The organism is Chromobacterium sphagni (assembly GCF_001855575.1).
GTDB lineage: Bacteria > Pseudomonadota > Gammaproteobacteria > Burkholderiales > Chromobacteriaceae > Chromobacterium > Chromobacterium sphagni.
The window spans coordinates 36075-50559 of the sequence record NZ_MKCS01000003.1; the positions used below are offsets into that span (position 1 = coordinate 36075).

The following is a 14485-nucleotide window of genomic DNA, read 5'->3' on the forward strand; positions in this document are numbered from 1 at the left end:
GATCAAAAACTCCAACCCAGAGTCAGGCCCCATCAAATTTTACCTATCCGTTTTATTCATTTTTCAATATAAAATCACTTGTCAACTTTCCTGTTATTTGCTTGATTCATATGGGTTTTTAATGAACTTCCGCTTGAGCAACCGGTTAGCCGAAATTATAATACACCCCCTGAATGCATCAAAACCTCTTCAGCACCTCACATCGCCCATTAAGATGACAAAATCATTTATGGAAAGGCTGCTGTCAAGAATATGCAAGATAGTTTCACAAAATCGGTATTTATTTTTAATTGATTTATTTGGCAATTTCAGTTTAGTTTTGCGTGAAAAATTTTTTATTATCCGAAGCATTTCCACTGCGTCCGGCCTGTAATAAAATCCATACAACATCACCGCAATCCTATTTTTTGCTGAGTATTTTTTGCAATCATAGGTGGTTGTTTGAAAAGTATCATCATTGCGCTGATTTCCATATCTTTGTCGGATCAAATTTTCGCCCAGGAAACCAGCAACAACATTAATCCATTTGGTAGTACGCAGATGGAGGATCGAATAAAAGACTTTCCAAAACTGAAAGTCACTGCCGAAGTTTCCACCATCAGCGATATCCATACCGCCTGCGGCATGACAAAATGGATCTGGGCTATAGGCGCCTTCATGCAAGGCTGCACCAGTTTCGACCAGAATATGCAATGGGCCCACATCCGTATCGCTCGAAATGCCGCCACCCGCGATCTGCGTCACGAAGTGAAGCATACTTGCGGCGAATATCACGGCGATGTTATGCCGCGCTATGTGGCCGACTGGAAAAAGCGCGTGAACTGGCAACCTGCCGCTGACAATGTCTGCACGCCGGAATACGAGGTAGAAACCTATAGGCGCTTATCTCGGGAGTTAAAGCAGGCAGGCTGGAGCCCTAGCGATGAAGAGCACGAAAGGCTTGCTCAGGATAGGCTGCGCCGCGGCGGTTGAAACTCAGCTTACCAATCAGGCTGGCGTGAAAATCAGAGCCCCCTCCCCCGGTTTCCAGCAATGATTTCAGATTGGATATGGTTCGTAGCCTGCCGCATGGAACTGCCCCAAAGCTCTTCCGCCGTCTCCTCAATGAAAAACGCCGCCCATCCTTGCGGATGAACGGCGTTGGCTGCCTCAGAGGCTAATCCATCAACCCTTGCTGGCTGCCAGTTCCTGATATTCTTCGATCTTGTCGAAATTCAGATATTGGTAAACTTCGGCGCCCTTCTCGTTGATGATGCCAATATTGGCCTGATATTCCTCCACCGTCGGGATCTTGCCCAGTTTGGAGCAAATCGCCGCCAGTTCCGCCGAACCCAGGAACACGTTGGAGTTCTTGCCCAGACGGTTCGGGAAATTGCGGGTGGAGGTGGACATCACGGTGGCGCCTTCGCGCACTTGCGCCTGGTTGCCCATGCACAGCGAGCAGCCCGGCATTTCCATGCGCGCGCCGGCGCGGCCGAGGATGCCGTAATGGCCTTCCTCAGTCAGCTGCTTGGCGTCCATTTTGGTGGGCGGGGCCACCCACAGTTTGACCGGGATATCGGCCTTGCCTTCCAGCAACTTGGAGGCGGCGCGGAAGTGGCCGATATTGGTCATGCAGGAGCCGATGAACACTTCGTCGATCTTGGTGCCGGCCACTTCGGACATGAACTTCACGTCGTCCGGGTCGTTCGGGCAGGCGACGATGGGTTCCTTGACGTCGGCCAGATCGATCTCGATCACGGCGGCGTATTCGGCGTCGGCGTCGGCCTTCAAGAGCTGGCCCTTAGCGATCCACTCTTCCATCGCCTTGATGCGGCGCTCCAGGGTGCGGGCATCCTGGTAGCCGTCGGCGATCATCGCCTTCATCAGGGTGATGTTGGAGCGCATGTACTCGACGATGGGCTCCTTGTTCAGGTGCACGGTGCAGCCGGCGGCGGAGCGCTCGGCCGAGGCGTCGGTCAGCTCGAACGCCTGCTCAACCTTCAACTCCGGCAAACCTTCGATTTCCAGGATGCGGCCAGAGAAGATGTTCTTCTTGCCGGCCTTGGCCACGGTCAGCAGGCCCTGCTTGATCGCGTACAGCGGAATGGCGTTGACCAGGTCGCGCAGCGTGACGCCTGGCTGCAGCTTGCCCTTGAAGCGCACCAGCACCGATTCGGGCATGTCCAGCGGCATCACGCCGGTGGCGGCGGCGAAGGCCACCAGGCCGGAACCGGCCGGGAAGGAGATGCCGATCGGGAAGCGGGTGTGGCTGTCGCCGCCGGTGCCGACGGTGTCAGGCAGCAGCAGGCGGTTCAGCCAGCTGTGGATCACGCCGTCGCCCGGGCGCAGGCTTACGCCGCCGCGGGTGGAGATGAAGGACGGCAGCTCCTTGTGCATCTTGACGTCCACCGGCTTGGGATAGGCGGCGGTATGGCAGAACGACTGCATCACCAGATCGGCGGAGAAGCCCAGACAGGCGAGGTCTTTCAGCTCGTCGCGGGTCATCGGGCCGGTGGTGTCCTGCGAGCCGACGGTGGTCATTTTCGGTTCGCAGTAGGTGCCGGGGCGCACGCCCTTGCCTTCTTGCAGGCCACAGGCGCGGCCGACCATCTTCTGGCCCAGCGTGAAGCCCTTGCCGGAATCGACCGGAGACTTGGGCAGGCGGAAGGTGGTGGAAGCCGGCAGGCCCAGCGCTTCGCGCGCCTTGGAAGTCAGGCCGCGGCCGATGATCAGGTTGATGCGGCCGCCGGCGCGCACTTCGTCCAGGATCACTTCGGACTTCAGCTTGAACTCGGCGACCACGGCGCCGTTCTTCTCGATCTTGCCGCTGTACGGGTAGATGTCTATCACATCGCCCATTTCCAGCGTGGAAACGTCCACTTCGATCGGCAGCGAGCCGGAGTCTTCCTGGGTGTTGAAGAAGATGGGCGCGATCTTGCCGCCCAGGGTAACGCCGCCGAAGCGCTTGTTCGGGACGTAAGGAATGTCCTGGCCGGTAGCCCACACCACCGAGTTGGTGGCCGACTTGCGGGAGGAGCCGGTGCCGACCACGTCGCCGACGTAGGCCACCAGGTTGCCCTTGGCCTTCAGGTCGTCGATGAACTGCATCGGGCCGCGCTTGCCCTCTTCTTCCGGCACGAACTTGGCGTCCGGGCGCGGGTTCTTCAGCATGGCCAGGTAGTGCAGCGGGATGTCCGGGCGGCTCCAGGCGTCCGGCGCCGGCGACAGGTCGTCGGTGTTGGTTTCGCCCGGCACCTTGAATACGGTGACGGTGATCTTCTGCGCCACTTCCGGACGGCTGGTGAACCATTCGGCGTTGGCCCAGGATTCCACCACTTCCTTGGCAAAGCCATTGCCCTTGTCCATCTTCTCCTTCACGTCGTGGAAGGAGTCGAACATCAGCAGGGTTTTCTTCAGGCCGTTGGCGGCGATCTGCGCCACGGCCTTGTCGTCCAGCAGGTCGATCAGCGGCTTGATGTTGTAGCCGCCCAGCATGGTGCCCAACAGCTCGGTAGCCAGTTCGCGCGAAACCAGCGGCGACTTCACGCTGCCTTCGGCGACGGCGGCCAGGAAGGACGCCTTGACCTTGGCGGCATCATCCACGCCAGGCGGCACGCGGTGGGTGATCAGATCGACCAGAGTGCTTTCCTCACCTTTGGGCGGGTTTTTCAGCAGTTCGACCAGTTCTTCAACCTGCTTGGCGGACAGCGGCAGGGGGGGGATGCCCAGCGCTGCGCGCTCGGCAACGTGCTGACGATAAGCTTCTAGCATGACTTGGGACCTTCTTGGCTTGGTTGTTGGCAAGTCTGCCGGCGCAAGGCGGCCGGCAAACTTCATTCGACGATTCCGCATCATTATCCGGCGATGGCGCGTGTGAATGATGCACTTTGTAATGAATGAAGATTACGCGTTTAGACGATTGCATACAAACGAGTAATGGCAACATGGATTGTGAGTTAAAATCACAGCATGAGCACTTACCCTCCCCTGAACTCCTTGCGCATTTTCGAGGCTGCCGCCCGGCTGGAAAGCTTTTCCGCCGCCGGGGGCGAACTGTTCGTCACCCACGGCGCTGTGAGCAAACAGATAAAGCAGCTGGAAGACTGGCTCGGTATCCTTCTGTTCGAGCGCAGCGGCGGCCGGGTCAAGCTGACCGACGCCGGCTGGCGCTACCTGGTGCAGGTGCAGGACGGACTGGATTTGATCGCCAACGCCACTTCGCAACTGCTGCTGCCCAACAACCAGCGCCGGCTCAGCATCAATTCCACACCCACGTTCGCCAGCTACTGGCTGCTGCCCCGGCTGGCGGGCTTCCGCGCCCAGTTTCCCGACCTGGAGCTGCATCTGGCGACCTCCGATCGCGACATCAGCCGGCTGGACGCGCCGTTCGATCTGGCCATCCGCCGCGGCCCCGGCGACTGGCCCGGCCATATCGCCAAACCCTTTCTGAAAGAGTGGGAACTGCCGCTGTGCAGTCCGGCGCTGCTGTCGCGTATTCCGCTGCAAAGCCCGGCCGACCTCACTTCCCACACGCTGCTGCACGCCGATACCCGCCCCACCGCCTGGCCGCGCTGGTTGACGCTGGCCGGCGTGCCGGAGCTGCGATCGGCCAGCAGCATGCATTTCGACAAATTCTCGCTGGCGCTGCAGGCGGCCGTGGACGGGCTGGGCGTGGTGCTGGGACCGATGCCGATGGCCCAGGCGCAAATAGACGCCGGCGCGCTGGTTTCGCCCCTTGCCGCGCCGGTCGCCACGGTACGGGACTACTGCTGGGTGGTGCCGCGCATGGCGGCGGAGGATTCCACAGTGGCGGCTTTCCGCCGCTGGCTGGAAAGCGAAGCCGCTTCGGCATAAACGCCCGGCGTTAGCGAGCCGGCCCCGGCGGCACGCCGATCAGGCGCAAATCCATGGGCGCGGCATCGCGCGGCAGCCATTTGTTGTAGATGCGCTTGAAGGTGCCGTCTTTCTTGATGGCGGCGAAGCCGTCCTGCCAGTGCCGCACCTCGTCGGCGCCGGTGCCGCGGGAAAACGCCAGATACAGCTCCAGCGACTCCAGCACCCGCACCACTTCAACCGCGTCCGCCGGCTGGTGGATGTCCCTCAGCACCGACGAAACCACAAAGCCGCCCTCCACCCACATGTCGTAGCGGCCCAGCAGCAGCTTCTGCGCCGTCACCTGCGGCGTGGGCGCCAAGTCGACCTCGACAAAGCCCGCCGCCGAGGCGGCGTCGGCGAAGATGCTGCCGCGGTAGGCGCCCACCGGGCGCTGGTAGATGCCGGCGCCCAGCGCCAACAGCCTGGCCGCCTCGCCCTTGCGCGCGAGCAGCACCGTTTGCGAGACGGCGATCGGCCCCAGCAGCGACATCTGCCTCTCGCGGGCCTCGCTGCGCCCGACCGTGAACAGCATCACCTCGGGGCTGGTCAGCAGTTCCTTGTAGCCGCGCGCCCAGGGCACCACTTCGATCGGGGAGTTGTCATGAATGCGGGACTGGATTTCCCGCACCACCTCCACCGCCATGCCGTCGGCCACCCCGTTGCGCTGAAAGGTGATCGGCGGCCAGTCCTCGGTGTAGATGGTCAACGCCCTCGCCGGCCAGGCGCAGCAAAGCAGCAAGAGCAACAAGACTAGGCTCGGCATGGCTGGCTCCTAGGTAAAATCACCTAACATCTTCGTAATAGTTTCCCGCCGCCGCCGCCGCCAACTTATTCGCTATAATGCCGCGTTGTGCTGGCAAACCGTCGGCATTATGATTCGCGCACCCACCCATTCCCTGAAGGAACGCCATGAGCCGCATCACCCTCTCCCGCTTTCTGATCGAACAGCAACGCAAGGCCGGCACGCTGCCGCCGGAACTGCGCCTGCTGATCGAAACCGTTGGCCGCGCCTGCAAGGCGATCAGCTATTCGGTCAACAAGGGCGCGCTGGCCGGGGTGCTGGGCGAAGCCGGCACCGGCAATGTGCAGGGCGAAGCGCAGAAGAAACTGGACGTGATCGCCAACGACTTCCTGCTGGACGCCAACGAATGGGGCGGCAGCCTGGCGGCGATGGCGTCGGAAGAGATGGAGCTGCCTTACCACATCCCGGGCGAATACCCGAAGGGCGAATACCTGCTGATGTTCGACCCGCTGGACGGCTCGTCCAATATCGACGTCAACATCTCGGTGGGCACCATTTTCTCCATCCTGCGCTGCCCGGAAGGCGTCACCATGCCGTCCGAGCAGGACTTCCTGCAGCCGGGCACCCGCCAGGTGGCCGCCGGCTACACCGTATACGGCCCGCAGACCATGCTGGTGCTGACTTTCGGCAGCGGCGTGCACGGCTTCACCCTGGACCGCGAACACGGCTCCTTCGTGCTGACCCACCCGGACATGCAGGTGCCGGAGCGCACCGGCGAATTCGCCATCAACATGTCCAATATGCGCCACTGGGACGCGCCGGTGCGCCGCTATGTGGAAGAGCTGCTGGCCGGCAGCGCCGGCCCGCGCGGCCGCGACTTCAATATGCGCTGGGTGGCGTCGATGGTGGCGGAAGTGCACCGCATCATCACTCGCGGCGGCATCTTCATGTACCCGAAGGACGCGCGCGACCCGGGCAAGGCCGGCAAGCTGCGCCTGATGTACGAAGGCAACCCGATGGCCTTCGTCATCGAGCAGGCCGGCGGCGCGGCCACCAACGGCCAACAGCGCATCATGGACATCGTGCCGCAGAAGCTGCACGAACGGGTGGCGGTGTTTCTGGGATCCAAAGAGGAAGTGGAGCTGGTCACCCGCTACCATCAGGAACAAAAGTAAGCCGGCCGGACCGGCCAAGCAAAGAAAGAAGCCCGCGTCGTGCGGGCTTTTTTCGATTCCGGCCGCTCTCAAAACGGCTTGAGCGCGGACGCCAGCGTCCGCCAACCGGCATAGCCGAACATCAGCGCCAGCGCGCCGTCGAAGCAGCTGCGCATCCGCAAAAAGCCTCGCCGCACCATGGGCATGGAAAACAGCATTGCATAAGCGCCGAATACCAGAAGGCCGATCAGGCCGCAGCCGGCCACCACTTGCAGCGCGTCCCGCGCCGTGGCGCCGGCGGGCATGGCCAGCGACACGATGGACAGCCAGACGAAGATCGCCTTGGGATTGGTGAGATGCATGGCCGCGCCGCGCAGGAAAATCCGCGCCGCGCCGGCTCCGGTCCCAGCCCGCGCCGGCGGGCCGCGATCGGGCGCCAACGCCGAACGACCAGACTTGAAGGCCAGCGACAGCAGATACAGGCCGCCAAGGATCTTCATCGCCAGCAAGGCCGCCGCGCTGCCGGCCAGCAGCGCGGAAAGCCCCAGCGCCGCCAGCGCGCCCCAGAACAGCGAGCCGCATGCCACGCCAAGCGCCAGGATCAGCGCCTGGCGCCTGCCGGCATGCATGGCGGCGGCCATGATGGCCAGATTGCTAGGGCCCGGGCTGGCGGCGCCAAGCAAATAGGCGGAATAGGCCAGCAGCAGCTCTGCCGGCAGATGATGCGTCGTCATGCTCTCTCCCGCTTAGTCATTCATCATCGTGATGATGAGGCATCCATCCACCGCGCGCAACGGCGGCTTTTCAGCGCCCAGGCCCGCCCGGCAGTGCGGCCACGTGCCCGCCGCCGCGCATTTTGCTAGAATTACGTCTCATTAGCCGACAGAACACGCAAGCCACCCATGAGCATCCATCTGAAAGACGCGCAGGACATCGAGAAAATGCGCATCGCGGGCCGCCTGGCCTCCGAGGTCCTGGACTTCATCACTCCCCATATCAAGCCCGGCGTCACCACCGAAGCCATAGACAAGCTGTGCCACGACTACATGGTGAAGGAGCAAGGCACCATCCCGGCGCCGCTGAACTACGCTCCCGATGGCCACATCCCCTACCCCAAGTCGATCTGCACCTCGGTCAACCACGTCATCTGCCACGGCATTCCCAACGACAAGCCGCTGAAAAACGGCGACATCGTCAATCTGGACATCACCGTGATCAAGGACGGCTACCACGGCGACACCAGTCGCATGTTCTATGTCGGCGAGGTCAGCCCGCACGCCAGGCGCCTGTGCAAGATCACCTATGAATGCATGTGGAAGGGAATCGAGAAGGTCAAGCCCGGCATCAAGCTGGGCGACATCGGCTACGCGATCCAAAGCCATGCCGAAGCCGCCGGCTACAGCGTGGTGCAGGAGTTCTGCGGCCACGGCATAGGCAAGAAATTCCACGAGGAGCCGCAGATCCTGCATTACGGCCGTCCAGGCACCGGACTGGAAATCCAGGCAGGCATGATCTTCACCATCGAACCGATGATCAACCAGGGCAAGCGCCATCTGCGCATGCTGGCCGACGGCTGGACCGTGGTCACCAAGGACCGCAGCCTGTCCGCCCAATGGGAACACACCGTACTGGTCACGGAAACCGGCTATGAAATCCTGACCCAGTCCGCCGGCACGCCAGAAAAGCCCGGCGTAAAGTAAGCATCACCAGCCTGCCGCGGGGCCTGCATTCCATGCAGGCCTTTTTGTTTGCCATCGTGGCTTGCGGCGCCTGATTCCCGCCCTGAATTGTTGCGATCTTTAAATTGCTATTGTGCCGACAAGCCATTGTTTCTAAACTGAAGCAATAGTATTGTCTAGAGCAGTCAGCTTGCAGGAGAAACACCATGGCACTTACCGTCAACAGCAACCTGGCCTCGCTGGCCGGGCAATATCAGTTGAGCAAGACTCAGCAGGCAACCAAGCAGGTGCTGGCCGAACTGGGCTCCGGCTCGCAGCTCAGCGGCGATTCGGTCAACGCGGCGAATCAAGCCATCTCACAGCAACTGCAAGCGCAGATCAACGGCAACAACCAGGCGCTGAACAACACCAGCGACGGGATTTCCCTGGTGCAGACCGCCGATTCCGCTCTGGGCCAGCTGCAAGACAATACCCAGCAGATTCAGAACCTGGCGATCCAGTCAGGCGACGGCGCGCTCAACAGCAGCAACCGCCAGGCATTGCAGCAGCAGGTTGACCAACTGACCCAGGCCAATTCACAAATCGTGCAGAGCGCCCAGTACAACGGCACCCCGCTGCTGACCGGTGGCAACTCCACGACTTTTCAAGTCGGACCGAACGGCACCGCCTCCAATCAGGTCACCGTTCCCGGCATCAACCTGTCGGCGGCGCCCTCGTCCGGCGGACTCAATGGCTACAACGCCAATCTGGCGGCCACCAACACCATCGACATCACCACCCAGGCCAATGCGCTGACCGCCCAGCAAAGCGCGCAGAGCGACCTCAATACCATAGGCGCGCAACGCACCACGCTCGGCACCGTCGGCAACAGCTTCGATTCGGTCATCAGCAATCTGCAAACCTCCAATATCAGCACCGAGGCGGCCAATAGCCGGATCAGCGACACCGACTACGCGGCAGCCAGCGCGCAACTGGCGTCGCAGCAAATCCTGGGTCAATCCGCAGCCCTGACCCAGCGCCAGGCGAACATCGCGCCCCAAGCAGCCTTGTCCTTGCTGGGCTAAGGCAATTTATTGAAAAAGTTCCGGCCGCAAGATGCAAAATAATTGCCGCGCAAGCCTTGTTTGCGCGGCTTTGAATCCTTTATGATCGACTTGTGAATCCATCCAGGATTTGTCCACAGGGCACCCATCGCGGTGCCCTTTGTCCATCTGAAGGAGTCTCATATGTCGATTACCCCAGCCATCATGGTTTCCTCGCTCGATTACGAGCGCCTGGCCGCGCTGCTGGAGACTTGCGAGAGGGACCATCCGGTCGCCGGTCGACTGGAGGCAGAGCTGGAACGCGCCGACGTGGTGGAGCCAGAGGCCATGCCGGCCAATGTCATCACCATGAACAGCCGCGCGCGCATCCGTCTGGGCGACGGCCAGGAGAAACTGCTTACGCTGGTCTACCCGCGCGATGCCGATAGCGAACAAGGCCGGATCTCCGTGCTGGCACCGATAGGCGCCGCGCTGCTCGGCCTATCCACCGGGCAGGACATGCAGTGGCCAACACCTTCCGGCACCACCCGCCTGACCGTGCTGGAAATCGTCTACCAACCGGAGGCGGCCGGCGAATACCACCGCTAGCCCACTCCGATCCGGCTTGCTACGATTCGTCGGTATACCTCAGGGCAATAGTGTGGAATTCGTCGGAAATCTGCAGAAAAGCCTTGACCACTTCAGGATCGAAATGCCGGCCGCTGCCTTCCCGCATCATTTCCACCGCCTGCTCGTGCGCGAAGGCAGGCTTGTACACCCTGCGCGAGATCAGCGCATCGTAGACGTCCGCCAACGCCATCAGGCGCGCGGAAAGCGGAATATTCTCCCCAGCCAGCCCCTGGGGATAGCCGCTGCCATCCCATTTTTCCTGGTGGCAATGCGCAATCTCGCGCGCCAGCCGCAGAAAGTTGCTGGGCGCATCCAGCATTCTCTCGGCCGCGGCAATGGTGTCGCGGCCGAGCGTGGTGTGCGTTTTCATCACTTCGAACTCTTCAGGCGTCAAGCGACCCGGCTTCAGTAGAATGTGGTCGGGGATGCCGACCTTGCCGATATCGTGCAGCGGTGCCGACTTGTACAGCATCATGATGGTTTCGTCATTCAGCTCCAGCCGATATTTTGGATGTTTGCGCAACTCGACCGCCAGCGCGCGGACGTAGTTCTGCGTCCGTCGCAGATGGTTGCCGGTTTCATGATCCCTGGTTTCCGCCAACGATGCCAGCGCCATGATCGTGACATCCTGAATGACCTGCACTTCACGGGTGCGGCGCTCCACCTCGCTTTGCAGGAAGGCGGCCTTGTCCTCCAGGAAGTCCGAGGCGGCCTTGAGACGGAGGTGGGTGGAGACGCGCGCCATGACGATGGGCGGCGAGATGGGTTTGATGATGTAGTCGACCGCGCCGGCGTCGAAACCCGCCTGCTCGTCCTCGTTCTCGCTCATCGCCGTCAGGAAAATCACCGGAATTTCCGCGGTACGCGGATCATCCTTGAGGCGGCGGCAGACTTCCAGTCCACCGATGCCCGGCATCATCACATCCAGCAACACCAGGTCCGGCAAGGTGTCGCCGGCCACGATCTGCAGCGCTCTCTCGCCGCCGTTGGCAATCTGGGTGCGGTAATGGTCTTTCAGCAAGCCATAAAGCTGGGTGAGGCTTTCCGGCGTATCGTCCACGATCAGGACCGTTTGGCGTCTCAGGTCGGGCACTGCGTTCATGATGCATCCTCCGGAAACGTGATGCCCTGCTGCGCCGCCGCAGCACACAGGGATGCCAGCGCCGCGGGAAAGTCAAAGTTGATCAGCGCTTTTTCGAAAGCCGTATAGTCATCGCCAGGGAAGGTTTCCCTGACTTCAGCGGAGTGCGCCAGGAAATATCCCAAGGCTTCGCCGTCGCTGGCGGCCAGCAAGGCAGCAAGCTGCGCCAGCAGGCCGGCCCCTTGCGTTTCCTCCGTATCCGCGGCCGGCGCCAGCGCGTCCAGCGCGTTGCGCAATGCCGCGACGAGATGCGCCATCCGCGCAGTCAGCGACACCAGTATCGCTTCGTAGCCTTCGCGGGCGCGAATGGCCTGCTCCAGCTTCATGGCGATTTCCTGCAGCTCGGGAAAACCAATGCTTCCGCTGATGCCTTTCAGGGTATGCGCGATGCGTTCTGCGGATTGATAGTCGCCGGCGTTCAGGGCGGCCCCCAGACGCTCCGCCGCATCCGCCTCCTCCGTTGCAAACTGGCGCAGCAAATGCAGGTACAGCTCGCGGTTGCCCGCCACACGGCGCAGGCCGGCAGAGACATTCAGGCCATCAACAACCGGCATGGCTCGCGCTTCCGTCCGCGACTCGTCTTTCACGACGGCGTGTTTTGCCGGATGATTTCCGGTCGGCCGCGTCCAGCGCAGCAGGGTGGCGAACATCTGGTGGGGATCGATCGGCTTGGCGATATGGTCCACCATGCCGGCGGCCAGGCAGTTTTCCCTTTCCTCCAGCAAGGCATCCGCCGTCATCGCGATGATGGGCAAAGCGGCGAACCGGGAGTCCTCCCGTATCCAGCGGGTGGCCTCAATGCCGTCCATCACCGGCATCTGCACATCCATCAGCACCGCGTCGAAGCCTTCCGGCCCATGGGCGACCAGTTGGTCCAACACCAACTGGCCATTGCCGGCCACGGTGATGGTGGCGCCAGCCTTCTCCAGCAGCTCCACCGCAATCTGCTGGTTGATCTGATTGTCCTCTGCCAGCAGCAGGCGCAGCCCGGCCAGGCATTGCACGTCTTCCGTTACCCGCGGAGTCCCGTTGCGCGGGCCGTGATCAAAAACCTCGACGATCACATCGAACAACGACGACTGGCTGACCGGCTTCAGCAAAAATGCGTTGCTGCCGGCGGCCAGAGCCATGGTGCGCACATCGTCCCGGCCAAAGGCCGTGACCAGGACGACGCGCGCGGCGCGCGTGATTTCGCGGATGCGTTTGATCGTTTCGATGCCGTCCATTTCCGGCATCATCCAGTCGACGAAAATCGCATCGAAGGGTTGCTTGAAGCTGGCCTGCCGCACCAGCGAGATGGCTTCCATGCCCTGAGCGCAAGTGCTGACGATGAAATCCAGCGCGCGCAATTGCTCCGACAGGATATCCCTCGCCGAGGCGTTATCGTCCACAACCAGGATGCGCATGCCCTTGGTTTCACTCGGCAGGGACTTGCGGCGGGCATCCACCGCCTGGGACAGTCCCAGCCAGGTGCTGAAGACGAAGGAACTGCCCCAGTCCGGCGCGGACTCCACCTGTATCGTGCCGCCCATCATCTCCACCAGCCGCTTGGAAATGGTCAAGCCGAGTCCGGTGCCGCCAAAACGCCGGGTGGTGGAGCCGTCAGCCTGGCGGAATGCCTGAAACAGCTTCGCCACCTGCTCTTCCGTCATCCCGATGCCAGTGTCGTGCACACAGAAGCGCAACTGGACCTTGTCGCCGATCTGGTCCGCCAGGGTGATGATGATGGCAACCTGGCCTTTCTCCGTGAACTTGATCGCGTTGTTGACCAGGTTGGTCAGAATCTGCCCCAGCCGCAACGCATCGCCGATCAGTCCCTGCGGCACATCCCTCCTCGTTTCGAATAGCAGCTCCAACCCCTTGTCGGAGGCTTTCTGCGCCACCAGCGCGGAAATGCTCTCCAGCACGTCGTCCAACCAAAATGGCTGGAATTCCAGATCCAGCTTGCCGGCCTCCACTTTGGAGAAATCCAGGATGTCGTTGATGATGCCCAGCAGCGAGGTGCCTGCGTTGTGGATCTTGCTGACATAGTCGCGCTGCTGCTCGGTCAGCCCGGTTTTCAGAGCCAGATAGGACATACCGATGATGGCGTTCATCGGCGTGCGGATTTCGTGGCTCATATTGGCCAGGAACATCGACTTGGCTTGAGTCGCTGCCTCCGCGACCTGCTTGGCGTCTTTCAATTCGGTCGCGGTATCGACCAGGCGGGCATACAGCTTGCCGTTTTCCAGCAGCAGCACCACCAGCACAAAGCTTGCCGCCAACAGGCCATACCCCCGCCCGACATAGAAACCAACGTCAAACCGTCTGGCATTGAGCAGGGTCGACAAGGCGATATCGCATAGCCAGGAAAACATCACCACAGTCAGCCAGACATCCAGCAATGTCCGGGCGCGCCTGAGGCAGATCATCGCAAAAGCCAGCAGCGTCAGCGTCCATAGGCCCGTGGCCACTCCCCACATCTTTTCCGTATAAACACGGTCCTTGATAATGACGGGAAGATGATCGTGCCCGATCGTCGCCAGCAGGGTCAAACCGAACACCACGGCCACCGTCATGCCGACGCAGGCCAGAATGGAGAGTCCAATACGGACATGGCCTTGAGTCTTGTCCTTGCGATTGGCAAGCAGGACATAGGCGATAATGAATAAAGGGAATCCGCTGTGCCAGAACATGTACAGCCAGGCTGTCGTTTGCGGCATGGCGCCCAGCAGGCCATTTTCAGAAAATAAACCTGGAAAGGTGAGCGCATGAATCATGGCCATCAGGGCGGTGTACAGGTAAGCGGTTGCCAGCACCTGCAAGGATCGCAGCCGCAAAATGGCGAATTGGCCAAACAGCAGGACGGAGGTGAGCAGATCATTGACTATCAGCGCCGACTCGTAGCTGGGGATGAAAGCCCATACTTTGGCAAGCGGTATTTTGACAAAAGGCACCGCGATGACGAACACCAGCGCGGACACCAGAATCACGGCAAGCGCAAGCCGAAGCTGGCTACGCGGTGGCGGCAAGGTGGACAGAAATTCGAATCGTTCCGAGGTGGCCGGGTTTGATCGCAGCATATGCACCGCTCTCCGCTGAACAGTACTGCGTAATCTCCTCTTCCGGAGAGCAAATCAGTTCAATTGCTTGATATATAGCATAGGAAAGTCAGTGGCACGGCGCATCTTTCATAGCATGGCGTGCTTGAAAGGATAAGTAAATATACTGATTGGTAGGATGGATGGCCGCGCATGGCCGGCCATCGCGATCCTGGCGGT

General features: G+C 61.0%; 11 protein-coding genes. 6 read left to right on the forward strand and 5 right to left on the reverse strand.

The features are described 5' to 3' along the window. Positions 1-441 precede the first annotated feature (441 nt). Complete coding sequence (locus tag BI347_RS19135) at positions 442-972, forward strand: hypothetical protein (protein WP_071116788.1); 531 nt, start codon at positions 442-444, stop codon at positions 970-972. 192 nt (positions 973-1164) lie between these two features. Here the strand turns inward: BI347_RS19135 and acnB are convergent, their stop codons facing one another. After that, positions 1165-3753 carry a bifunctional aconitate hydratase 2/2-methylisocitrate dehydratase gene (gene acnB / locus BI347_RS19140; RefSeq protein ID WP_071116789.1) on the reverse strand — a complete coding sequence of 863 codons (2589 nt, stop codon included), beginning with the start codon at positions 3751-3753 and terminating at the stop codon, positions 1165-1167. Between the two features lie 198 nt (positions 3754-3951). On the opposite strand from acnB, the gene gcvA reads away from it, so the two are divergent. After that, positions 3952-4836 carry a transcriptional regulator GcvA gene (gcvA, locus tag BI347_RS19145; RefSeq protein WP_071114515.1) on the forward strand — a complete coding sequence of 295 codons (885 nt, stop codon included), beginning with the start codon at positions 3952-3954 and terminating at the stop codon, positions 4834-4836. Positions 4837-4846: 10 nt separating this feature from the next. Here the strand turns inward: gcvA and BI347_RS19150 are convergent, their stop codons facing one another. After that, positions 4847-5620: a substrate-binding periplasmic protein gene (locus tag BI347_RS19150; protein WP_083339059.1), complete on the reverse strand. Its 774-nt coding sequence runs from the start codon at positions 5618-5620 to the stop codon at positions 4847-4849. 146 nt (positions 5621-5766) lie between these two features. Here BI347_RS19150 and BI347_RS19155 point away from each other — a divergent pair, with 146 nt between their 5' ends. Then, complete coding sequence (locus BI347_RS19155) at positions 5767-6774, forward strand: class 1 fructose-bisphosphatase (protein WP_071116790.1); 1008 nt, start codon at positions 5767-5769, stop codon at positions 6772-6774. A gap of 68 nt (positions 6775-6842) precedes the next feature. Here BI347_RS19155 and BI347_RS19160 read toward each other — a convergent pair whose 3' ends face one another. Beyond that, positions 6843-7487: a LysE family translocator gene (locus BI347_RS19160; RefSeq protein ID WP_071116791.1), complete on the reverse strand. Its 645-nt coding sequence runs from the start codon at positions 7485-7487 to the stop codon at positions 6843-6845. Positions 7488-7655: 168 nt separating this feature from the next. Between BI347_RS19160 and map the strand changes: the two genes are divergently transcribed. The 3 genes from map (at position 7656) to rnk (ending at position 10063) form a co-directional block, all read left to right on the forward strand. Then, complete coding sequence (map, locus tag BI347_RS19165) at positions 7656-8453, forward strand: type I methionyl aminopeptidase (RefSeq protein WP_071116792.1); 798 nt, start codon at positions 7656-7658, stop codon at positions 8451-8453. A gap of 185 nt (positions 8454-8638) precedes the next feature. After that, complete coding sequence (locus BI347_RS19170; RefSeq protein WP_071116793.1) at positions 8639-9496, forward strand: flagellin N-terminal helical domain-containing protein; 858 nt, start codon at positions 8639-8641, stop codon at positions 9494-9496. A gap of 162 nt (positions 9497-9658) precedes the next feature. Continuing rightward, on the forward strand, positions 9659-10063 hold the full coding sequence (gene rnk, locus BI347_RS19175; protein WP_071114508.1) for a nucleoside diphosphate kinase regulator: 405 nt from the start codon (positions 9659-9661) through the stop codon (positions 10061-10063). A 19-nt stretch (positions 10064-10082) separates the two neighbouring features. On the opposite strand, the gene BI347_RS19180 is transcribed toward rnk, so the two are convergent. After that, complete coding sequence (locus BI347_RS19180) at positions 10083-11186, reverse strand: HD-GYP domain-containing protein (RefSeq protein ID WP_071114507.1); 1104 nt, start codon at positions 11184-11186, stop codon at positions 10083-10085. After that, on the reverse strand, positions 11183-14287 hold the full coding sequence (locus tag BI347_RS19185; protein WP_071116794.1) for a hybrid sensor histidine kinase/response regulator: 3105 nt from the start codon (positions 14285-14287) through the stop codon (positions 11183-11185). Before BI347_RS19185 ends, BI347_RS19180 begins: the two co-directional genes overlap by 4 nt. Between the last annotated feature and the right edge of the window lie 198 nt (positions 14288-14485).

Excerpts from the sequence above, each read along its gene's own strand:
- gcvA (WP_071114515.1), top strand. The coding sequence starts at position 3,952 with ATGAGCACTTACCCTCCCCTGAACTCCTTGCGCATTTTCGAGGCTGCC.
- BI347_RS19180 (WP_071114507.1), bottom strand. The coding sequence starts at position 11,186 with ATGAACGCAGTGCCCGACCTGAGACGCCAAACGGTCCTGATCGTGGAC.
- BI347_RS19185 (WP_071116794.1), bottom strand. The coding sequence starts at position 14,287 with ATGCTGCGATCAAACCCGGCCACCTCGGAACGATTCGAATTTCTGTCC.
- BI347_RS19170 (WP_071116793.1), top strand. The coding sequence starts at position 8,639 with ATGGCACTTACCGTCAACAGCAACCTGGCCTCGCTGGCCGGGCAATAT.
- map (WP_071116792.1), top strand. The coding sequence starts at position 7,656 with ATGAGCATCCATCTGAAAGACGCGCAGGACATCGAGAAAATGCGCATC.
- acnB (WP_071116789.1), bottom strand. The coding sequence starts at position 3,753 with ATGCTAGAAGCTTATCGTCAGCACGTTGCCGAGCGCGCAGCGCTGGGC.
- rnk (WP_071114508.1), top strand. The coding sequence starts at position 9,659 with ATGTCGATTACCCCAGCCATCATGGTTTCCTCGCTCGATTACGAGCGC.
- BI347_RS19150 (WP_083339059.1), bottom strand. The coding sequence starts at position 5,620 with ATGCCGAGCCTAGTCTTGTTGCTCTTGCTGCTTTGCTGCGCCTGGCCG.
- BI347_RS19155 (WP_071116790.1), top strand. The coding sequence starts at position 5,767 with ATGAGCCGCATCACCCTCTCCCGCTTTCTGATCGAACAGCAACGCAAG.
- BI347_RS19160 (WP_071116791.1), bottom strand. The coding sequence starts at position 7,487 with ATGACGACGCATCATCTGCCGGCAGAGCTGCTGCTGGCCTATTCCGCC.